This is a genomic window from Mesorhizobium sp. B2-4-3 (genome assembly GCF_006442815.1).
Lineage (GTDB): Bacteria > Pseudomonadota > Alphaproteobacteria > Rhizobiales > Rhizobiaceae > Mesorhizobium.
Genome location: NZ_VFVL01000009.1, coordinates 158,535 through 179,975, shown reverse-complemented (window position 1 = coordinate 179,975; position 21,441 = coordinate 158,535). Strand labels below are relative to the sequence as shown.

18 protein-coding genes are annotated in these 21,441 nt (G+C 63.9%); 7 read left to right on the top strand and 11 right to left on the bottom strand.

Features of this window, described 5'->3' with window-relative positions:
- Window positions 1-1,085: S-(hydroxymethyl)glutathione dehydrogenase/class III alcohol dehydrogenase (locus tag FJ956_RS12355; RefSeq protein WP_140781970.1), on the bottom strand; the 1,085-nt coding region annotated here is incomplete at its 3' end.
- Between the two features lie 252 nt (window positions 1,086-1,337).
- Here FJ956_RS12355 and FJ956_RS12350 point away from each other — a divergent pair.
- Window positions 1,338-3,350 carry an acetyl/propionyl/methylcrotonyl-CoA carboxylase subunit alpha gene (locus FJ956_RS12350; protein ID WP_140684201.1) on the top strand — a complete coding sequence of 671 codons (2,013 nt, stop codon included), beginning with the start codon at window positions 1,338-1,340 and terminating at the stop codon, window positions 3,348-3,350.
- A gap of 116 nt (window positions 3,351-3,466) precedes the next feature.
- On the top strand, window positions 3,467-6,991 hold the full coding sequence (dnaE, locus tag FJ956_RS12345) for a DNA polymerase III subunit alpha (RefSeq protein WP_140684203.1): 3,525 nt from the start codon (window positions 3,467-3,469) through the stop codon (window positions 6,989-6,991).
- Between the two features lies 1 nt (window position 6,992).
- Here dnaE and FJ956_RS12340 read toward each other — a convergent pair whose 3' ends face one another.
- Complete coding sequence (locus tag FJ956_RS12340; protein ID WP_140684205.1) at window positions 6,993-7,880, bottom strand: DMT family transporter; 888 nt, start codon at window positions 7,878-7,880, stop codon at window positions 6,993-6,995.
- Window positions 7,881-8,058: 178 nt separating this feature from the next.
- Here FJ956_RS12340 and FJ956_RS12335 point away from each other — a divergent pair, with 178 nt between their 5' ends.
- A complete protein-coding gene (locus tag FJ956_RS12335; protein ID WP_140684207.1) occupies window positions 8,059-8,562 on the top strand; it encodes a hypothetical protein in 504 nt (167 codons plus the stop codon).
- Between the two features lie 6 nt (window positions 8,563-8,568).
- Here FJ956_RS12335 and FJ956_RS12330 read toward each other — a convergent pair whose 3' ends face one another.
- A complete protein-coding gene (locus tag FJ956_RS12330; protein WP_140684209.1) occupies window positions 8,569-9,897 on the bottom strand; it encodes a DNA polymerase IV in 1,329 nt (442 codons plus the stop codon).
- A gap of 65 nt (window positions 9,898-9,962) precedes the next feature.
- On the opposite strand from FJ956_RS12330, the gene FJ956_RS12325 reads away from it, so the two are divergent.
- The gene (locus FJ956_RS12325; protein WP_140684211.1) at window positions 9,963-10,538 is read left to right on the top strand and encodes a GNAT family N-acetyltransferase; all 576 of its coding nucleotides are present in this window, start codon (window positions 9,963-9,965) and stop codon (window positions 10,536-10,538) included.
- A gap of 94 nt (window positions 10,539-10,632) precedes the next feature.
- A complete protein-coding gene (locus FJ956_RS12320; RefSeq protein ID WP_140684213.1) occupies window positions 10,633-12,210 on the top strand; it encodes a hypothetical protein in 1,578 nt (525 codons plus the stop codon).
- A gap of 9 nt (window positions 12,211-12,219) precedes the next feature.
- On the opposite strand, the gene FJ956_RS12315 is transcribed toward FJ956_RS12320, so the two are convergent.
- Together FJ956_RS12315 and FJ956_RS12310 are read right to left on the bottom strand one after the other, a co-directional pair.
- On the bottom strand, window positions 12,220-12,873 hold the full coding sequence (locus FJ956_RS12315) for a hypothetical protein (protein ID WP_140684215.1): 654 nt from the start codon (window positions 12,871-12,873) through the stop codon (window positions 12,220-12,222).
- On the bottom strand, window positions 12,870-13,169 hold the full coding sequence (locus tag FJ956_RS12310; RefSeq protein ID WP_040982364.1) for a DUF3572 domain-containing protein: 300 nt from the start codon (window positions 13,167-13,169) through the stop codon (window positions 12,870-12,872). The genes FJ956_RS12315 and FJ956_RS12310 overlap by 4 nt, the downstream gene beginning before the upstream one ends.
- 240 nt (window positions 13,170-13,409) lie before the next feature.
- Between FJ956_RS12310 and FJ956_RS12305 the strand changes: the two genes are divergently transcribed.
- Together FJ956_RS12305 and FJ956_RS12300 are read left to right on the top strand one after the other, a co-directional pair.
- Window positions 13,410-13,781 (top strand): response regulator, encoded by a 372-nt coding sequence (locus FJ956_RS12305; RefSeq protein WP_027166515.1) that lies wholly within the window; start codon window positions 13,410-13,412, stop codon window positions 13,779-13,781.
- 31 nt (window positions 13,782-13,812) lie between these two features.
- Window positions 13,813-15,186 carry a PleD family two-component system response regulator gene (locus tag FJ956_RS12300; RefSeq protein ID WP_140684217.1) on the top strand — a complete coding sequence of 458 codons (1,374 nt, stop codon included), beginning with the start codon at window positions 13,813-13,815 and terminating at the stop codon, window positions 15,184-15,186.
- A 481-nt stretch (window positions 15,187-15,667) separates the two neighbouring features.
- Here the strand turns inward: FJ956_RS12300 and rpmG are convergent, their stop codons facing one another.
- From rpmG to rnr, 6 genes are all read right to left on the bottom strand, one after another.
- Window positions 15,668-15,835, bottom strand: a complete 168-nt coding sequence (gene rpmG, locus FJ956_RS12290) for a 50S ribosomal protein L33 (RefSeq protein WP_006201775.1) — start codon at window positions 15,833-15,835, stop codon at window positions 15,668-15,670.
- Between the two features lie 128 nt (window positions 15,836-15,963).
- Complete coding sequence (locus FJ956_RS12285) at window positions 15,964-16,422, bottom strand: hypothetical protein (RefSeq protein ID WP_140684219.1); 459 nt, start codon at window positions 16,420-16,422, stop codon at window positions 15,964-15,966.
- A 238-nt stretch (window positions 16,423-16,660) separates the two neighbouring features.
- Window positions 16,661-17,836: an MFS transporter gene (locus FJ956_RS12280; protein ID WP_140684221.1), complete on the bottom strand. Its 1,176-nt coding sequence runs from the start codon at window positions 17,834-17,836 to the stop codon at window positions 16,661-16,663.
- Window positions 17,837-17,856: 20 nt separating this feature from the next.
- The gene (locus FJ956_RS12275) at window positions 17,857-18,597 is read right to left on the bottom strand and encodes an NUDIX hydrolase (RefSeq protein ID WP_140684223.1); all 741 of its coding nucleotides are present in this window, start codon (window positions 18,595-18,597) and stop codon (window positions 17,857-17,859) included.
- A gap of 91 nt (window positions 18,598-18,688) precedes the next feature.
- Complete coding sequence (locus FJ956_RS12270) at window positions 18,689-19,132, bottom strand: DUF983 domain-containing protein (RefSeq protein WP_140684225.1); 444 nt, start codon at window positions 19,130-19,132, stop codon at window positions 18,689-18,691.
- The gene (gene rnr, locus FJ956_RS12265) at window positions 19,132-21,438 is read right to left on the bottom strand and encodes a ribonuclease R (RefSeq protein WP_140684227.1); all 2,307 of its coding nucleotides are present in this window, start codon (window positions 21,436-21,438) and stop codon (window positions 19,132-19,134) included. The genes FJ956_RS12270 and rnr overlap by 1 nt, the downstream gene beginning before the upstream one ends.
- Window positions 21,439-21,441 lie beyond the last annotated feature (3 nt).

Below are 21,441 nucleotides of genomic sequence, written 5' to 3'. Positions count from 1 at the left end.
AGGTCAAAACCCTTGTTGATGTCGTCCAGCTTCAGCGTGTGGGTGATCATCGGGTCGATCTGGATCTTTTTTTCCATGTACCAGTCGACGATTTTCGGCACGTCGGTGCGGCCACGCGCGCCGCCGAAGGCGGTGCCCATCCAACTGCGTCCGGTGACCAGTTGGAACGGCCTTGTCGAGATTTCCTGGCCGGCGCCGGCGACGCCGATGACGACCGACTTGCCCCAGCCGCGATGCGAGGCCTCCAGCGCCTGGCGCATCACCTTGGTGTTGCCGGTGCAGTCGAAGGTGTAGTCGGCGCCGCCGATCTGGTCGGCACCCCGCTTGGTCAGGTTGACCAGGTAAGGCACGATGTCGCCGTCGATCTCCTTCGGATTGACGAAATGCGTCATGCCGAACTTCTCGCCCCAGGCCTTCTTGTCGTTGTTGAGATCAACGCCGATGATCATGTCGGCGCCGGCAAGGCAAAGCCCCTGGATGACGTTCAAGCCAATGCCGCCGAGGCCGAAGACGACGGCCGTGGCGCCTTGCTCGACACGTGCCGTGTTGATGACGGCGCCGATGCCGGTCGTCACGCCGCAGCCGATGTAGCAGATCTTGTCGAAGGGGGCGTCTGGATTGACCTTGGCCACCGCGATCTCGGGCAGCACGGTGAAGTTGGAGAAGGTCGAGCAACCCATATAATGAAACAGCTTGTCCTTGCCCATCGAGAAGCGCGAGGTGCCGTCCGGCATCAACCCCTGGCCCTGCGTGGCGCGGATGGCGGTGCACAGATTGGTCTTGCGCGACAGGCAGGACGGGCACTGCCGGCATTCGGGCGTATAGAGCGGGATGACATGGTCGCCCTTCTTGACCGAGGTGACGCCCTTGCCGACATCGACGACGATGCCGGCGCCCTCATGGCCCAGGATCGCCGGGAACAGCCCTTCCGGATCGGCGCCCGACAGCGTGAACTCGTCGGTGTGGCAGATGCCGGTCGCCTTGACCTCGACCAGAACCTCGCCATCGCGCGGGCCCTCGAGGTCCACCTCCATGATCTCAAGCGGCTTTCCGGCGGCAACGGCAACGGCGGCTCGCGTCTTCATGAGGCACTCCTCCCAGGGCAATCTGTAAGTTTTAGCTAACGGCAAGCTGTTCGTGGCGAATGCCAGCCTGCCATTCGTTCGACGTTACGGGCAAGCTTAGCGAGTTCCGCGCTGGCGGCCAACGTCTGTTGCGACGTTTTTCGGCGCGGTTTTCGCAATCGGCGCCAGTCGTGGGAGGTGGCCCGCGGGCACTTGAGGCGGGCCGGAATTGTCCATAGAACTGGACCGCTTCGCCGGAGGAACGACATCCGAATGTTCAAGAAAATCCTGATCGCCAATCGCGGCGAGATCGCCTGCCGCGTCATCAAGACGGCGCGCAAGATGGGGATTGCCACCGTTGCGGTCTATTCGGATGCCGATCGCGATGCCGTGCATGTCGAGATGGCCGACGAAGCGGTGCATATCGGGCCTTCTCCGGCGTCACAGAGCTATCTGGTCCCTGAGAAGATCATCGCTGCCTGCAAGGAGACCGGCGCGGAAGCCGTGCATCCGGGTTATGGCTTCCTGTCCGAGCGCGCCTCTTTCTGCGAGGCGCTGGAGAAGGAAGGCATCGTCTTCATCGGACCGAAGCCCAAGGCGATCAAGGCGATGGGCGACAAGATCGAATCGAAGAAGTTCGCCAGCCAGGCCAAGGTCTCGATCGTGCCTGGATGGCCGGGCGTCATCGAAGATGCCGACCATGCCGAACGGATCGCCGGCGAGATCGGCTATCCGGTGATGATCAAGGCTTCGGCCGGCGGCGGCGGCAAGGGCATGCGCATCGCCTGGAGCAAATCGGAGGTGCGCGACGGTTTCGACCGGGCGCGTTCGGAAGCGAAAAGCTCCTTCGGCGACGATCGCGTCTTCATCGAGAAGTTCGTCGTCGATCCGCGCCATATCGAGATCCAGGTGCTGGCCGACGCGCATGGCACCGCGCTCTATCTCGGCGAGCGCGAATGCTCGATCCAGCGCCGCAACCAGAAGGTGGTCGAGGAGGCGCCGTCGCCATTCCTAGATGCCAAGACCAGAAAGGCGATGGGCGAGCAGGCGGTGGCGCTGGCCAAGGCTGTCGACTACCAGAGCGCCGGCACCGTCGAGTTCATCGTCGACAAGGACAAGAACTTCTATTTCCTTGAAATGAATACGCGATTGCAGGTCGAGCATCCGGTGACCGAGCTCGTCACCGGGATCGACCTGGTCGAACAGATGATCCGCGTCGCCGCCGGCGAGAAGCTCGGCATCAAGCAGAGCGACGTGAAGCTCAACGGCTGGGCGGTGGAGAGCCGCCTTTACGCGGAGGATCCTTTCCGCAACTTCCTGCCGTCGATCGGCCGGCTGACGCGATACCGGCCGCCGCAAGAAGGCAGGTTCGGCGATGTCGTGGTGCGCAACGACACGGGCGTCGCCGAAGGGTCGGAAATCTCGATGTTTTACGATCCCATGGTGGCCAAGCTCTGCACCTGGGCGCCGACAAGGCTTGAGGCGATCGACGCTATGTCGGAGGCGCTGGACAGCTTCGTCGTCGACGGCATCGAGCACAACATTCCGTTCCTTTCGGCGCTGATGCAGCACCCGCGCTGGCGCGAGGGGCGGCTGTCGACCGGCTTCATCGCCGAGGAGTATCCTGACGGCTTTGCGCCGGCCGGGCCGGATGGCGGGGAGAGGGCGGTGTTCGCCGCCGTCGCAACGGCGATCGAACTTCTGCGCCGCGACCGGCTCGACCGCCTCAGCGGCAGGCTGGCGCCGCATTCCGGCCATCTCAAGCGCGACTGGGTGGTAAAGATCGGCGCGGACTATCTTCCGGTCGAGATCGTGGACGGCATGATTTCCATCCCGATGGAGGTCGATCTGTCGATCGATGGCGGCAAGCCGCTGACGGTCGCTTCGGACTGGCGGCCGGGTGACGCGATCTGGCAGGGCACGGTCGGCGCCGACAAGGTCGCGGCGCAGATCCGTCCGATGCTGAACGGTTTGCGCATCGCCTGGAAGGGCATGTCGGTGACCGCTCAAGCCATGCTGCCGCGCACCGCGGAGCTCGAAAGGCTGATGCCGGAAAAGCTGCCGCCCGATACCTCGAAGATGCTGCTTTGCCCGATGCCTGGTCTCGTCGTCTCGATCGCCGTGGCCGAGGGCCAGGAGGTCAAGGCCGGCGAGACGCTGGCCGTGGTCGAGGCGATGAAGATGGAAAACGTGCTGCGCGCCGAACGCGACCTCACGATAGCAAAACTCAACGCCAAGCCCGGCGACAGCCTGGCGGTCGATGCGGTGATCATGCAGTTTGCCTGAGAAAGGGCGGCGCAGCGCCGCAAGCCTGTGGTCCGCGGTCGATTGTGCTGGACTGGTATGGCCTCGTTCGGGACAATACATCTGTACCGATGAGTCTTGGCATAGCGTGAAAAAACATGGCGGATGAACGACTTCCACGCGACCCGCTGCAGCGCGAAGCAGCCGTGAAGGCCGCGCGGCCGGAAGCGCCGGCGCGGACGTTTATCCATCTGCGCGTGCACTCGGCCTATTCGCTGCTGGAAGGCGCGCTGCAGCTTGGCGCGATCGTCGGCCATGCGGTCAAGGACGAGGCGCCGGCGATTGCCGTGACCGACACCAACAATTTGTTCGGGGCGCTCGAATTCGCCCAGAAGGCGGTCAAGGACGGCATCCAGCCAATCATCGGTTGCCAGGTCGATCTCGCTTTTTCCGGCGAGGCGAGCGACGGCCAGCGAGACCGCCGCCGGCATGGGCCGGAAATGTCGCCGGTCGTGCTGATTGCCGCCAGCGAAGCTGGTTATGCCAATCTCGTGCGGCTGATCAGCAAGGTCTATTTGGAGACGCCACCCGGCGAGCCGGTGCACCTGACCAGCGCGATGCTGGAAGGCCGGTGCGACGGGCTGATCTGCCTCACCGGCGGGCCGCGCGGGCCGATCGGCACCGCTCTGAAGGCCGACCGGCGCGATCTCGCCGAACAGCGGCTGCTCTTCCTCAAAGGCCTGTTCGGCGACAAGCTCTATGTCGAGCTGGAACGGGTCGCCGGCTATGACCGCATGGTCGAGAAGTCGACGGTCGACCTTGCCTATACGCATGAATTGCCGCTGGTCGCCACCAACGAGGCCTTCTTCTCCAAGCGCGAGGATTATGAGGCGCATGACGCGCTGATTGCGATTGCCGAGGGCTCGGTGGTCGCCGCCGACAACCGCCGGCGGCTTTCACCGGACAATTTCCTGCGCGGTCAGGCCGACATGGCACGGCTCTTCCGCGACCTGCCCGAAGCGATCGACAATACGGTCGAGATCGCCATGCGCTGTTCCTATTATCCGAAGAACCGCAGCCCGATCCTGCCGCGTTTCACCGGCGCCGACGCCACCGACAAGGACGCGGCCGAGAAGGCGGAGGCGGCCGAGCTTGCCCGGCAGGCGCGCGAAGGCCTGGAGGCGCGGCTTGCCGCGCACGGGCCGACGCCGGGCTACACGGTCGAGCAATATCGCGAGCGGCTCGAATTCGAGCTCGGCATCATCGAGAAGATGAAGTTTCCGGGCTACTTCCTGATCGTTGCCGACTTCATCAAATGGGCGAAGGCGCAAGGCATTCCGGTCGGGCCGGGCCGCGGTTCGGGCGCCGGCTCGCTGGTCGCCTATTCGACCACCATCACCGACATCGACCCGCTGCGTTTCTCGCTGCTGTTCGAGCGCTTCCTCAATCCGGACCGCGTGTCGATGCCGGATTTCGACATCGATTTCTGTCAGGACCGGCGCGAAGAGGTGATCCGCTACGTCCAGCAGAAATACGGCCGCGATCAGGTCGGCCAGATCATTACGTTTGGTACGCTGCAAGCCCGCGCGGTGTTGCGCGACGTCGGCCGCGTGCTGCAGATGCCCTACGGCCAGGTCGACAAGCTGTCCAAGATGGTGCCGCAGAACCCGGCCAATCCCGTCAAGCTGGCGGATGCCATCGCCAATGAGCCGCGCTTCGCCGAAGAGGCGGAGAAGGAGCCGATCGTGCAGACGCTGCTCGATACGGCGCAGAAGCTCGAAGGCCTCTACCGCCATGCTTCGACGCATGCCGCCGGTATCGTCATCGGCGATCGGCCGCTGTCGGAACTGGTGCCGATGTATCGCGATCCGCGCTCGGACATGCCGGTCACCCAGTTCAACATGAAATATGTCGAGCAGGCCGGGCTGGTGAAGTTCGACTTCCTCGGCCTGAAGACGCTGACCGTGCTGGAAACGGCGGTGAAGCTGATCCGCCGGCGCGGCGTCGACATCGATCTCGCGACGATCCCGCTCGACGACCCAGACACCTACGCGATGCTGTCGCGCGGCGAGGTGGTCGGCGTGTTCCAGGTTGAAAGCGCGGGCATGCGCAAGGCGCTGATCGGCATGCGGCCGGACTGCATCGAGGACATCATTGCGCTGGTGGCGCTCTATCGCCCCGGTCCGATGGAGAATATCCCGACCTACAACGCTAGAAAACATGGCGAGGAGGAGATGGCCTCGATCCATCCCAAGATCGACCATCTGGTGAAGGAGACCCAGGGCGTCATCGTCTACCAGGAACAGGTGATGCAGATCGCGCAGGAGCTTTCCGGCTATTCGCTCGGCGAAGCCGACCTTCTGCGCCGCGCCATGGGCAAGAAGATCCGCGCCGAGATGGACAAGCAGCGCGAGCGCTTCGTCACGGGCGCGGTCGAGCGCGGCGTCAGCAAGCCGCAGGCCGACTTCATCTTCGACCTCCTGGCCAAGTTCGCCGACTACGGCTTCAACAAGTCGCACGCGGCGGCCTACGCGGTCGTTTCCTACCAGACCGCCTATCTCAAGGCGCATTACCCGGTCGAGTTCCTTGCGGCGTCGATGACGCTCGACATGAGCAACACCGACAAGCTGGCCGATTTCCGCCAGGACGCCATGCGCCTCGGCATCGAGGTGGTGGCGCCATCGGTGATGTCGAGCTTCCGTCCCTTCGAGGTCGGCGAAAACAAGATCTTCTATTCGCTGGCGGCGCTCAAAGGCGTCGGCGATGCGGCGGTCGAGCATATCGTCGAGAAACGCGGCGAGAAGCCATTCAAGAACCTTGCCGATTTCTGCGAGCGTGTCGATCCGAAGATCGTCGGCAAGCGCGTCTTCGAAAGCCTGATCATGGCCGGCGCGCTCGATTGCTTCGGCCACGACCGTGCCCAGATGATGGCCGGCGTCGAGCGGATGATGGGCCTGGCCTCGCTGGCACAGCAAAACGCCATCTCCGGCCAGGCCGACATTTTCGGCGCTTCGCTTGGGAGCCAGTCGCAGGCGCTCAACCTGCCCGCGACCGATCCGTGGCTTGCCGCCGACAAGCTGCACCGTGAATTCCAGATCGTCGGCTTCTATCTCTCGGCGCATCCGCTCGACGAGTACAGGTCCGCGCTGCAAAAGATGCGGGTGCAGAACTGGGCGGAATTCTCGGCTGCGGTCAAACGCGGCGCGGCGGCCGGACGCCTCGCCGGCACGGTCACCTCCAAGCAGGAGCGCAAGACCCGCACCGGAAACAAGATGGGCGTCGTGCAGTTTTCCGACACAACGGGACAGTATGAGGCAGTGCTGTTTTCCGAAGGTCTCGCGCAGTATCGCGACATGCTGGAGCCCGGCAGTTCGGTGGTGATCATGGTTGCGGCCGAGGACAGGCCTGAGGGCGTAAACCTGCGCATTAACTCGGTGCAATCACTGGACGACGAAGCCAGCCGCATCCAGAAAGCGCTGCGCATCTTTATCAGGGACGATGGACCAACACCGATCATTCAATCGCAGCTCAAACAGCGTGGCGACAGTCAGGTCAGCATCATCGTTCTCAAGGGAGAGGCGCAGGGCGAGATTGAGATCGGCCTGGGTAATTATCGCGTCTCGCCGCAAATCGCTTCCGCCATGCGCGCGGTGCAGGGCGTGGTGGACGTGGAGTTGGTCTAGCTCACGGCGTTGCCGCCTCCGCTTCTGCCACCCGCGGTGTCTTGCGCTGCAGGTTGAGGAGGTTGCCGGCGAGGATCAAGGCTGCGCCGCCGGCGGTGAAGACGTCGATCTGCTCACGATATAGCAGCCAGCCGACCAGCGCCGTCAGCGGCACACGCAGGAAATCCATCGGCGAGATGATCGTGGCATCGGCATGGACCAGCGCGCGGGCCAGGCAGAAATGCGACGACATGCCGGTGAAGGCGATCACGAAGATCCACGGCCAGAGCCCGGGCGAAGGGTTGTGCCAGCTATAGAGAGCGGGGATCAAGCCAACCGCCGACTGGACGATCAGCATCCAGAAGATGATGCGCACCACGCTTTCGGTCTTGGTCATCGACTTGACCAGCACCATCGAGATGCCGAAGCAGACCGCGGCGCCCAGGACGACGAGGTGGCCGGGGTCCATCGAACCGGCGCTTGGGCGCACGATGACGAACACGCCGATCAGACCAAGCACGATCGCCGTGAGCTTCGACCGGGACAGTCTTTCCCCCAGAAAGCTGACGGCGAGAATCGCCGTCCAGATCGGCGTGGTGAACTCGATCGAGATCAGCACGGCGAGTGGAATGAGCGTCAGCGCGTAGAGCCAGGCGGCCTGGCCGGTATAGTGGATGATGTTGCGGGCGATATGGGCGAACGGACGCTCGGTGCGCATCGCGGCAAAACCGCCGCTCATCATCACCAGCGGCAAAAGGATGAAAAAGCCTATCACCGAGCGCAGCTCCAGCACCTGGAAGACGTTGAGCTCGGCGGTCGTCTCGCGGCCGGCAACCGACATCGCCAGCATCGAGGCGATTGACAGAGCCATCCAGAACGCGGCTTTTGGGATCGAGGGAGCGGGCGCCATTTGGGGGCCTATGTCGCAAGCCCGGACCCGGGCCGCAACCGCTAGTGGCGTCATTCCACTGGGCCAGCGGACCGGGCGTCAAAAAACCGTCATCGCGGTGGCGGAACCTGGCGCTCGGGCACCCGTTAAGTCCACGCCTTCCGTCGGAGGGCGCATGATCGCGAGAGGGAACGTCTTGATGAAATCGACCGCCGCTTTGCTGGCCGCCGCCTGTCTTTTCTGGTCGACGGGCGCGCATGCCGACGAGGCGGCTTTCCTGCGATCGCTGCAGGGAAAGTTCTCCGGCAAGGGGACGGTCAGGATCAGAACGAACACGCCGGTGATGAACATCAACTGCAACTTCACCTCGGACGCGACGGCGGACTCGCTCTCGCTTGACGGTACCTGTCGTGCGTTGTTGATCATGTCGCGGGAAATCCGCGCCGACCTGAAGGTCGACGGGGCGAGCTACAGCGGCACCTATATCGGCTCGCGCAGCGGACCCGCTGGGCTCAGCGGAAGCCGCAAGGGCGATGCGATCAATCTCGACATCCATTGGGCGAAAATCGTCAATGGCGACCGCGACGCGGAACTGACGGTCGAGAAGATCGGGCCGGACAATATGCGCATGACGGTGACCGACATGGATCCGGCAACCGGCAAGATGGTGGTGACGAGCCGGATCGACCTCAAGCGGACCTGACTCCCCTCAATCTTCCAGCGGCTCGGGCGGATTGGCGGCGCGGCCCTTGCCGAATGTGTAGCCGGTCTCGACGGCTTTCCTGCCGAACTTGTCGCGCAGCGTGTCCATCGCGCCTTCGGCAAGCGCACGCTTGCGCGACTGCACATCCACCAGATCGGGCGGATCGGCCTTTTCGTCGTCGGAGAGGTCGCTGACGCCGATGCCGAGCAGGCGGAATTTTGTGCCGTCGGCCTCGCGGCGCAACAGGTCGAGCCCGGTCTGGAAAATGCGGTCGGCCAGGCGCGTCGGGTCGCCGAGCTGACGGTTGCGGGTGCGGAGCTTGAAATCCTGCGTCTTCAACTTCAGCACCACGGTGCGCCCGGCAATGCCGGATTTCTTCAGCCGCGCCGAGACCTTTTCCGACAGGCCGCGCAGCACCGGCACCAGTTCCGCCAAGGCGGCGATGTCGGTGTCGAAGGTGGTTTCGGCCGAGACGCTCTTGGCATCGCCGCCGGGGTCGACCGGACGATCGTCCTCGCCACGCGACAGGCGATAGAGCCGGTCGCCCATCATGCCGTAGCGGCGCATCAGCTCGCCGCGCTCCATGCGCTGCAATTGCGCGATCATGCGGATGCCGTCGCGCTCCAGCGTCGCGGCAAGCGCTTTGCCGACGCCCCAGATCATCGTCACCGGCTGCGCGGCGAGGAAGCTTGGCGCCTCGGCTTCGCCGATCACCGAAAAACCGCGCGGCTTGCGGAAATCCGAGGCGATCTTGGCCAGGAACTTGCAGTAGGAGAGGCCGGCCGAAACGGTGATGCCGAGCTCCTTTTCCACCGTCTGCGCGAAGCGTGCCAGCACCAGCGCCGGCGGCATGCCGTGCAGCCGCTCGGTGCCGGCTAGGTCGAGAAAGGCCTCGTCGATCGACAACGGCTCGACCTGTGGCGTCAGCGCCAGCATCAACGCGCGCACCTCGCGCCCAACGCCGACATATTTTTCCATGTTGGGCGGGATCACCACCGCTTCGGGGCAGAGTTCCAGCGCCTTGAACATCGGCATGGCCGAGCGAACGCCCTGGATGCGGGCGATATAGCAGGCGGTGGAGACGACGCCCCGCCGGCCGCCGCCGACGATGACGGGCCTGTCCTTCAGCGCCGGATTGTCGCGCTTTTCGACCGCCGCGTAGAAGGCGTCGCAATCGATATGGGCGATCTTGAGCCGATAGAGTTCGGCGTGACGGACAAGGCGCGGGCTGCCGCAGCGATCGCAGCGACGCGTCTCGCCGCGCTGGAGAGCCAGGCAGTCACGGCAAAAACCGTGTTCGGGATTGTTGACAGGAGCCGCCATCGCTGCGAACATAAAGAGAACAGATGCAATGGTACGACAGCGCAAGGCTGGCAACAAGCTTGGCCTGGGGAGAACGCATGAGCACGATCATAGCGCCGCTCACTCCTGAGCGCTGGGCCGATTTCGAGGACCTGTTCGGCAAGCAGGGCGCCTGCTACGGCTGCTGGTGCACGCATTTCCGGCTGGCGCCGGCGGAACGCCGCGCCAGCGACAAGGAGCGCAACAAGGATCTCATCAAGGCGCGAATCGAAACGGGCCCGCCACCGGGGCTTTTGGCGCTCGAGGACGGCAAGGCCGTCGGCTGGATGCAGATCGGGCCGCGCGCCGACGTGCCCGAATGGAATAATCAGGGCAGGGGCTCGGCGCCGGTCGATCCGGCCGATGCCGGCGATCCGGCCGTGTGGGCGATCTCGTGCTTCTTCATTCGCGTCAAGGCGAGGGGAAGAGGTGTCACGCATCGTCTCGTCGAGGGCGGCATCGCCTTCGCGCGTGAAAATCGTGCGAGGCTGCTGGAAGCCTGCCCGATCGACCTGTCGCGCGATTCGCGCTCGATCGGGCTTTTCGTCGGCTCGTCGCGGGTGTTCGAGAAGGCCGGCTTCCAGAGGCTTGTGGAGCGCAAGCCCGGCCGGCCGCTGATGCGGCTGGTGCTTTAGCCGGATGCGCTTTTGGCTTACAGTCGGCGTCTTGCGGCTGTAACGCTTCTTGCCTACCAGAAGCACAATCCTTCCGAGATCGCGGAGAACCGACGTGAAGCGTATTTTGCCACTTGCCTTTGCCCTTGCGCTCAGCGCGCCGGCTTTTGCCCAGACTGTCGACAATCAAGGCGCCAAGGAGCTGTCCGACAATCTAGCGCGCTATTTCGGCAAGCAGGCGTTCGACAAAGGCGTGCTCAAGGTTTCGGTCGAGGGCGATGCCTACAAGATCGCGTTTGACGTCAAGTCGCTCGTCAATGCGCTGCCGGAGCAGAAGCTCCTCAAATTCGATATGGCGCCATATGCCTTGATGGTGAAGCCGCGCAGCGACGGGTCCTGGGACGTCTCGTCGAATTTCTCGCAGGGTGCGTCCTTCGAGTTCGATGGGCCGGAAGGCCGTCAGAGCATGGAGTTCACGATCAAGGACGGCAAGCTGACCAGCGTCTACGATCCGGCGCTTGCCGCCTTCACCAACGCCACCAGCTCGTTGGCCGGGATGACCATGACGTCCCGGGAAGCCAAGCAGCAGGCCGATATCTCGACCGGCGCCGGCACTGCCACCGTTACGGCGACCAAATCCGCGAATGGCGGCGTCGACTTCACGGCCACCCAGAAAGTTTCGGACTTCGTCGAGAAGATCAAGATCGACGATCCCAACAGCGGAATGAATTTCCCGCTCACCTTGAAAACGCCGGAACTTTCGGTGGATGCAAACGGCAAAGGCGTGCGGACGAAGCCACTGCTCGACCTGCTTGCCTTTGCCGTGGCCAACGAGGACGAAACCAAGCTCAAGGCGAACCAGGCTGAGCTCAAATCGCTCATGCTGGCCGCGCTGCCCATCTGGGAAAGGGTCGATGGCAACTACGGCTTCAAGGATTTCGAGGTGGAGAGCCCTGTCGGCAAGTTCGGGGCCGCGCAATTCAGCACCGCATTCGGCATGGACGGCGTCTCCCAGAACGGCAAGGTCGACTACGCGATCAAGGCTGCCGGCCTGACAATTCCGCGGCAGACCCTGCCGGAATGGACCGTCCCATTGCTGCCAACCGACATCGACCTGAACTTCGGCGGCGCCAATATCGATCTCGATACGATGGCGAAAAAAGCGATCGAAGCCTTTGATCTCAATAAGAATCCGCCGCTGTCGGACGAATTCGGCAAGGCTCTGGTCGCCGATTTCAAGGCCAAGAATCCGAAGGTCGTGATCGGGCACAGCACGGTGAGGAACGGCGATATCGAGGTCGCGCTGGAAGGTGAGATGACTTTTCCCGGCGAGAAGCCCGACGCGACCGTGACCGTCGACATCGCCGGCTATGACAAGATCGTCGATGCCCTCAAGGAAGCGGCCAAGAGCGATGAGCAGATGGCGCAGGCCTTCCCGTTCGCGTTGGCCGTCAAAGGTTTTGGCAAGACGCTGCCGGACGGCCGGCTGGAATGGATGATCAACACCAAGGCCGATGGATCCGTCACGGTCAACGGCGCGATGCTGAAGGGACCGGACGCTGCCCAGGACGACAGCGCGGGTCAGGAGGACAACTCAGGCGATGACGGCGCGGATGGAACGGATGATTCCACCGGCGGCGACGATTCGGACGGCGGTGACAATGGCGGGGCGGGAGCGAAGCTGCAGCCCTGAGCGTTCGCGCTAAAGCCCGAGAGCGCCGGCGATCTTTGGCGCCGCCTCGCGCCAGTCCTCGACCGAGATGATGTCTTGCGGCGTCGGCGGCAGGAAGGCGCGTAGCGCGTTGTCGGCCATCAAATGGAAGAGGTGGGCATCCGCCACGGAATTGCGCGCCGAGACCAGGTTGGATGGCTGGTCGTCGACGAAGGCGACGGGCCGGCCCTTGACGCCGCGCAGTTTTGCGATTGCCGGTCCCTTGGCCATTTCCGTCGTCAGCAGCGGATAATCGAGCCCCAGCGCATCGAGATGCGCGCGGCGCGCGGCGCGGTGCTTGTGCGGCATGGCGGTCAGCATGACGATCTCGGCGCCACGGCCGAGCATCGCCAGTGCGTCCGCCGCACCCTCGGCGATGCTTTGCCAGTCCGCCTGGGCATCGAAGAATTCGCCCAAAAGCGCCGTCACCTCGGGTTGCTCGATCAGCCGGCCGGTTGCCGTCTCGGCGATGTTGCCGGTGAGTCGGAAGGAAGCGAGCGTCAGGCCGAAACCGCGCGACTTCAGATAGTGCGGAAACGGCCGGATGAATTCCAGCACGACATCGTCGACGTCGAGCACCAGCAGCGGCCGGTCGTCGGCGGCAAGCTCTTCGATCTGCCGCGCCGTCTCGGGATCGTCGCTCATGTCGAGCGCTCGTGGTCATCGTTGCCGAGCGGAAGCGCGCGCAGCGCCTTGCCGACGGCGGCTGGCGGCGTCCCGGTCTCCTCGGCGAAGCGCAGCAGCGTCGGCTCGTGGGCGAGGATGAATTGCAGGACGCCGGCGAGGAAGCCGGGCTCCGCGGCGGCCCTGCGGATCGAGTTCGCCTCGATGCCGGTGATCGCCAGGAAGCGGGGCAGAAGCTCTGGATCGGCGGCGACGAAGCCCAGCGCCTTGACGGCAATGGTTTCCGCTTCCTCGCGCATTGACGCTGCGTTCGCCATCATTACCTTTGCAGTGGTGGATTTTTTCGAGTCTCCTTCCGCAGTAACGGCAAGCGTCGCTTGCGGCAAGCCTCCGCTCTTTCCCGTACAACGTCCGAAGGCGGAATTGGTGCAGCTTTCCAACCTCCGGTTTCCGTTTCGTCAATCATATTGGGCTAGGGTGGAAATGGGTTGGGTGCGGTCCGAAGGGGACGCATTGCGACGGCCTTCGGCTTCGAGGGCGGTCGGGACGGGAAGCTGATGGCTAAGAAGGTGATGATCGTCGAGGACAATGAGCTTAACATGAAGCTCTTTCGGGACCTCATCGAAGCCAGCGGTTACGAGACGGTTCGCACGCGTAACGGGCTGGAGGCGCTGGATCTCGCGCGCCAGCACCGGCCGGACCTGATCCTGATGGACATCCAGTTGCCCGAAGTCTCCGGCCTGGAAGTGACGAAGTGGCTGAAGGAAGACGACGAGTTGCATTCGATCCCCGTCATCGCCGTCACCGCCTTCGCCATGAAAGGCGATGAGGAGCGCATCCGCCAGGGCGGCTGCGAGGCCTATATTTCCAAGCCGATCTCGGTGCCGCGCTTCATCGAGACGATCAAATCCTACCTGGGCGATGCATGATGCCTGATACCAGCAGAACCGGAGCCTTGAGATGACCGCGCGGATCCTCGTCGTCGACGATATCCCCGCCAATGTGCGGCTGCTGGAGGTTCGGCTGCTTGCCGAGTATTTCGAGGTGCTGACGGCCAATAACGGCCTGGATGCGATCGAGACCTGCGAGAACGGCAAGGTCGACGTCGTGCTGCTCGATGTGATGATGCCGGACATGGACGGGTTCGAGGTCTGCAAGCGCCTGAAGAGCGATCCGGCGACCTCGCATATCCCCGTCGTCATGATCACCGCGCTCGATCAGGTGTCGGACCGGGTGCGCGGCCTTGAGGCAGGCGCTGACGATTTCCTGACCAAGCCTGTCAACGACCTGCAGCTGATGACGCGCGTCAAGAGCCTGGTCAGGCTGAAGTCGCTGACCGACGAATTGCGGCTGCGGGCCTCGACCACGCGCAATATCGGCATCGAAGAGCTTCTGAGCCGCGATTTCGCGACCGAGGACGCCAAGCCGAGGGTGCTGCTTATCGACGAGCGCAAATCTTCCGTCGAACGCATCCAGAAGATGCTGCGCAACAGCGCCGAGCTCGATATCGCGACCGACCCCAATGCGGGGTTCTTCCAGGCGGCCGAGACAGCGTATGAATGCGTGCTGATCTCGACTGCCTTCTCGGACTTCGATGCGCTGAGGCTCTGCTCGCAGCTGCGTTCGCTCGACCGCACCCGCTTCCTGCCGATAATGCTGCTCGCCGACGAGGGCGAGGAGGGCCGCATCCTGCGTGGCCTGGAACTCGGCATCAACGACTACCTGATCCGGCCGATCGACCAGCACGAGCTGACGGCGCGCCTGCGCACACAGGTGCGGCGCAAGCGCTACAACGACCAATTGCGCGCCAGCGTCGCCCAGACGATCGAGATGGCGGTGATCGACGGGCTGACCGGGCTGCACAACCGGCGCTACCTCGACAGCCATCTGCAGACGCTGTTCGACCGCGCCGTGGCGCGGCGGCGGCCACTGTCGGTGATGATCACCGATCTCGATCGCTTCAAGTCGATCAACGACACCCATGGCCATGACGGCGGCGACGACGTGCTGCGCGAATTCGCCCGGCGGCTGCGCAAGAATGTGCGCGGCATCGATCTCGCCTGCCGCTTTGGCGGCGAGGAGTTCGTCGTGGTGATGCCGGACACCGACGGCGCGGTCGCCGAGAAGGTGGCCGAGCGCATCCGCGCCGAGATCGCGCAGGCGCCTTTCGCGATCGGCAACGACGGCAAGATGATCGAGGTCACGGTCAGCGTCGGGGTGTCGTCGGTCCTGAAAGGGACAGACAGCGTCGCCGCGCTGATGAAGCGCGCCGACCTGGCGCTCTACGAGGCCAAAAGCGCCGGCCGCAACCGGGTGGTCGCCAAGGCTGCCTAAAGCGGGTCGCGATCTTTCAGACCCGGTCCGCGCCTACCTTTGTCCCGAAACCGGGTTCCACGTCTGGAGACATGCTCGGCAAAAGGCGTCGATTCTCGAGCGCCACAACAGGGTTACGAATTTACCTTAACCCAAGCGATTCGCGAGCGGTGGTTAAGAAATGGTTGATTTTTATAAGTTCTTGCGCAAATCTGCGACGCATAGACAGAAGACGAAGCCGGCACGAGGGTAGACTAGTCGGCTCGATCCAAAAATACCCCATGATGCTCAGGTCCGCCGCATCTCCTGGGTCCGTGGGGTCGGCCGGCCGGCGCTGGCACATAGTGGCCTCCTCGTACCGCTGCCAAACGCCGACCGGCCCCCTTTTCTCAAAAACCGACATCGGAAGCTCGTGCTTGATCGTGGCTCCTTTGTCGTCCGGTCGTTCCTAAAACAAAAACGCCGCCCAGAGGGCGGCGTTTGATTTCTCGGGATAACCAGATTACTTGATCTTGGTTTCCTTGAATTCGACGTGCTTCTTGGCGACCGGATCGTATTTGCGGAACGAGAGCTTGTCCGTCTTGGTACGGCTGTTCTTGCTGGTGACGTAGAAGAACCCGGTGTCGGCGGTCGACAGAAGCTTGATCTTGATGTTTGCGGCTTTGGCCATGATTTTCGTCCGTTAATGTTCGTGGAGTTTTGGCCGCTGAAGCACGGGGAAAACACCCGGACGCGGGAAACTTGGCGCGACACATAAAGAACGCGCCCGGAAAGTCAAGCCCGGGCGCCTTCGCCGCTTCAGGCGTTCTCGCCGATCCGCTGAGCCGTTTTTTTCCAATCGCCCGTGGTGTTCCACCAGCGGTTGGGATTGGCGCGGTCGTCAAGACCCTTGGAACGACTGGCGAGCAGCGGCTGGATGCGAATGACGGGCTCCTGATAGGAATGGGCCTGAAATATCGCCTCGACGACACGGGCGGCGAGCGCCTGGTCGTCGGCGATCTCGAACGACACTTCGACGGTGCCGGGCCGCCGGCGCAGTTCTGTCTCGGCGCCGGCGGCGGCGCCCTCGAGCGGCCGGTAGCGCTCGATGCCTTGCGCCGATTGATAGGCGTTGGCGTCATACTTGCCCATGCGCAGCGGCGTGATCGCCACCACGGCCTCCATGATGCGCTCGACATCGGCGGCCGGCGCCTGGAATGTGACGAGCAGAAGCAGTTCCATCCTGAGGGATCTGGTTTCAAAGCCGCTGTCGACCATCGCAATTCTCCTACTTGGCGCTGGAGACAGGGTATAGCAGGGGTGCTGCTGACACGGTGATGTCAGGATGGCCGACGCTTCGGCGGCATTTGCCTGGGGTGTGTTGATATTCAGGTGATGCCAGCCTGCAAATTATGGTTTTCTGCGCTTCCGGTGCTCACGGACCCGAATGTCCGCTCCGCTCCGGTTCTCGAAAGCCATCATTTTCGGCTTGGCCTGACCTGAATCTCAACACACCCTACAGAATCTTGCGCACCAGCCTGACCAGGATCAGAGCCATGTAGGCAGCGAAGAAAAAGGCTAGCGACCAGCCGAAGCCGGATGGGCCGAAGGCATCCATGCCGATGCCGATCGCCTGCGGACCCAGCACCATGCCGACGCCATAGCAAAGCACGAAGGCAGCATTGGCGGATGCCAGTTCATGGCCGGACAGCTGCGAGCCGAGATGGGCAAGGCCGATCGTGTACATGGCGGCGACGACGCCGCCCCAGACGAATAGGAGGGCCGCCATCAGATGCCAGTTCTGTGCGAAGAACGGCATGAAGACCGTGCCGATGAGGCCGACCGTGGCGCAGGCCAGCAGCAGGTAGCGCCGGTCGGAAACGCGGTCGCTGATCATGCCGATCGGGATCTGCAGAAGCACATTGCCGAGCCCGATCATTGTCAGGAGCAACGCGGCGTCGGCTTCCGAATAGCCGATACGGCTGCCATAGACGGGGAAAAGCGAGAAACCGCCGGTCTCGACGGCGCCGAAAACAAGCACGGCGAAGGTCGCGGTCGGCACCAGCCAGATGTAGCGCAGGAAATGGCTGGTCTCGCTGTCGGCGACGATTGTCGGGCTCTCGTTGCGGGCCGCCAGCACCGGAATGGCGGCAAGCGTCACCAGCGCTATGGTGACGCCGAAAGGCAGGAAGCCCGTGCTGCCGAGATGGGCGAACAGCCATGGCCCGGCGGCGAAGCCGAGCGACAGCACGGTGGCGTAGATGCCAAGCACAAGGCCGCGCCGGTTCGGCGGGGCGGAGGTGCTGATCCAGAATTCCGACAGGATGAACAGCACCGTCAACGAGATATGCAGGGCGACGCGGAGCGGAAACCACATCCAGAAGTCCGGCGCGAAATGGAAGCCGACAAAGGCGAGCGCGCCGATGGCAATCATCAACAGCATCGTCCAGGCGACGCCGAGCCGCATGGCAAGCGGGGTGGCGAGCGGCGCGCCGGCAATCGAGGCGAGACCGGCGACGGCCGTGTTGAGACCGATCATCGAAGCGGAATGGCCGCGGCTTTCCAGAATGACGCTGAGCAGCGGCATGCCGAGGCCGATGGCGATGCCGACGACGCTGATCGAGGAGATCGCCGCGATCATCGGCAACCAGTGTACGCGTTCGTCGCCCTGTTGTTGGGTATCGACCGTCATGGGATCAAAATGCTCTACTTCTAAAGGACTTCGCGGACGAAGCGGTTGCGGACGAGCCGGAAGAACGGCACGGCGCCCCCCGGCCGCAGCAAGGGATCGTCGGCAAGCCGACTTTCCAGTTCTTCCAGGATCATGCCGGTAATGTCGGGGATGTCGGCCTTGCGGGCATCGGCGAGCGGCAGCCAGACGAGTTCCTCCAACTCGTTGGTCGGGCCGCCGCCGGGCAACTCCACGGCAACGTCGCGGCGCCAGGCGCTGAAGAAACGCGTATCGAAACGGCGCACGCGATTGGGCGGGGTGATGGCGCGGGCGATGAAGCGGAGCACGTCCAGCGAGGGGACCACGCCATGTTCGGCGAAACCCTGCCAGTCGCGCTTCGCGGTCGAGAAGGCGCCCTTGCGGCCGATCAGCAGGCCGGCTTCCTCATAGGTCTCGCGAATCGCCGACAGGGCGATTGCCCGCGCCCGCGCCGCGCTGGCGCGGCCAGGGCCTGAGACCAACCTGCTCTCTTCTTCATCGGGCAGAGGGGCGGCGACGGGAATGCGGCTGTCGGCGGGATCGGTGCGGCCGCCGGGGAAGACGAATTTCCCGGGCATGAAGGCGTGCCCGGCATGGCGCCGGCCCATCAGCACCAGAACGTCCTTGCCCCGGCGATCGAGCAGAATGAGGGTTGCGGCATCGCGTGGACGCAACGCCCGGCCGCTGCGCACGGCCAAGCCCTTATCGAGCTTGTCGACATCCGCCTTGGTCATTCCTTCCATGCGCTCGACCTAGCGGAAAGTTCTCGAATGCGAAAGTGGCTTGCGCGTCGCGGCCTTTGCACCAGGGCCGACAGCGGTGCGGCCTGGCTTATCAATGGCTCTCGAATTCGTTTTTCTCGTCGCCGAAGCCGTGCATATAAAGCGCCCATTGCAGGCCGATGACGGCGCCCTTGACCGGCTGCAGCAGCACGAGCGCGAGAATGATGGTCAACGGCACCCAGATCAGCGCGTGCTGCCAGGTCGAGAGCGTGGTGGTGGCCTCCACCGCCATGAACGAGCCAACCACGATATGGCCGACGATGACGATGACCAGATAGGCAGGCAGGTCGTCCGCGCGATGGTGGTGCAGTTCCTCGCCGCAGACCTCGCACTTGTCCACGGGCTTCACGAAAGCGTGGAACAGCTTTCCCTTGCCGCAATGCGGGCAGCGGCCGAGCATGCCGCGCTTGATCGCCGTCCACAGCGGACGCGCGACGCGGCCTGAGTGGTGCTCGCCGCCGAAAACCTGTTCTTCCACCCGCAAATCGCCTGGCATCATCTTCTCCTGCCGCGCGGACCGACGCGCGATTGCGACGCGCGGGCGCGGCCTTTGGCCTTGTGGAACGACCGCTTCGAGCCTGGCAGCGGCTTCGGGTCGGTCAGCATCTCGAAACGCATCGCACCGGCCATCGGCGCGACCTCGACCAGCCGGACTTCGACGCGGTCGGCAAGCTGAAAGCCCTTGCCGGTGCGTTCCCCGAACAGCGATCGGGTGGTTTCATCGTAGATATAGTAGTCACCGCCCAGAGTTGACACCGGAATAAAGCCGTCGGCGCCATACTGCGGCAATTGGACAAAGAGTCCCGCCTTGGTGACGCCGGAGATGCGCGCGTCGAACGTGTCGTTGACGCGCTCGGCGAGATAGGCGGCGATCAGCCGGTCGACCGTATCGCGCTCGGCGGCCATGGCGCGGCGTTCCGTGGCCGAGATCAGCGCGGCGGCCTCTTCCAGCCTGTCCGCCTCCTGCTGCGTCAAGCCGCCGGGACCCAGACCAAGCGCCGCGATCAATCCGCGGTGCACGATCAGATCGGCGTAGCGGCGGATCGGCGAGGTGAAATGCGCGTAACGCCTGAGGTTGAGGCCGAAATGGCCGATGTTCTTCGGCGAATACTCGGCCTGGCTCTGCGAGCGCAGCACCACTTCGTTGACCAGCGCCTCGTTGTCGGCGCCGCGCACCCGCTCCAGGATGCCGTTGAATTGGCTAGGCCGCATCTGCGCGCCGCGCGCCAGGGACAGGCTGAGCGTTGCCAAGAACTCGCGCAGCGATTCCTGCTTGGCGAGCGACGGCGCGTCATGGATGCGGTAGACGAGCGGCTCCTTCCTGCCCTCCAATGTCTCGGCGGCGGCAACATTGGCCTGGATCATGAACTCCTCGATCAGCTTATGTGCATCGAGGCGTTCGGGCACGACGACGCGGTCGACCGTGCCGTCGGGCTTCAGCAGGATCTTGCGCTCCGGCAGGTCGAGCTCCAGCGGCTGGCGGGCGTCGCGGCCGCGCTTCAGCACCGCGTAGGCGTCCCAGAGCGGCTTCAGCACGCCATCGAGGATCGGCCGCGTCTTATCGTCGGGCACGCCGTCGGTCGCGGCCTGCGCCTGCGGGTAGGCGAGCTTGGCGGCCGACTTCATCATGACGCGGTGGAAGGAATGCCTGAGCTTTCGGCCTTCCGAGGAGAAGGTCATGCGCACGGCGATGGCCGGCCTGTCCTCGCCTTCGCGCAGCGAGCAGAGATCGTTGGAGATGCGTTCGGGCAGCATCGGCACGACGCGGTCCGGAAAATAGACCGAATTGCCGCGCTTCAAGGCTTCGCGGTCGAGCGGCGTACCATAGCGCACATAGGCGGCGACATCGGCGATCGCCACGGTGACGACGACGCCTCCGGGGTTCTTCTCGTCCGCATCGGGCGTGGCGAAGACGGCGTCGTCATGGTCCTTCGCGTCGGCCGGATCGATGGTCACCAGCGGCAGGTCACGCCAATCCTCGCGGTGATCGAGCGTCGCCGGCTTCACCGCTTCGGCCTCGGCAATCACGTCAGCCGGAAAGACATGGGGAATGTCGTGGGCGTGGATGGCGATCATCGAGACCGCCTTCTCGCTGCTCAGCGACCCCAGCACCGCCAGTACTTTCGCCCTGGGCAGTCCGTAGCGGGATGCCCGCGCCGGCTCGACCTCGACCAGGTCGCCGTTTTTGGCGCCGTTCTGGAATTCCTTATCGACGATAAGTTCCGGCTGGCGCCGTTCGACGGGCTCGATGCGGAACGTGCCATCCTTCAGCACGCGAAAGACGCCGAGCACCGCATCGCTGCGCTTCTCGAAGACCTTCATCACCCGCCCGGTATAGGCGGGGCCTGACGGATCGTCGGTCGGGAAAGTCTTGGCAAGCACGCGGTCGCCGATGCCGGGTACCGGGCCGCCGGCGCCGCGCGAGATGCGGATGGCGATGACAGGGGGCGAGCCGGCGCCGGTATATTCGCTCGGATTCGCCAGAAGCACGCCGTCATCGTCGCGGCCGAAAATGTCGAGCACGGCGACGTGGGGCACGGCGCCTACGCGGGTGAGGCGCTTGCGCTCCTTGTTGAGGAGGCCTTCATCCTGAAGGTCGCGCAACAGGTCTTTCAGCCAGATGCGGTCCTCGCCGCGCAACGCGAAGGCCTTGGCGATCTCGCGCTTGCCGGAGCGATCGGGATTTTCGGCGATGTAGCGCAGGACCTCGTCACGCGAGGGACGGTAGTCGTCCTTGACCTTGGCCCTGGTGTCGGCGTGGCGCGGATCGCCGTGGCTTCTTCCGGAGATCCTGCGCGCCACGTC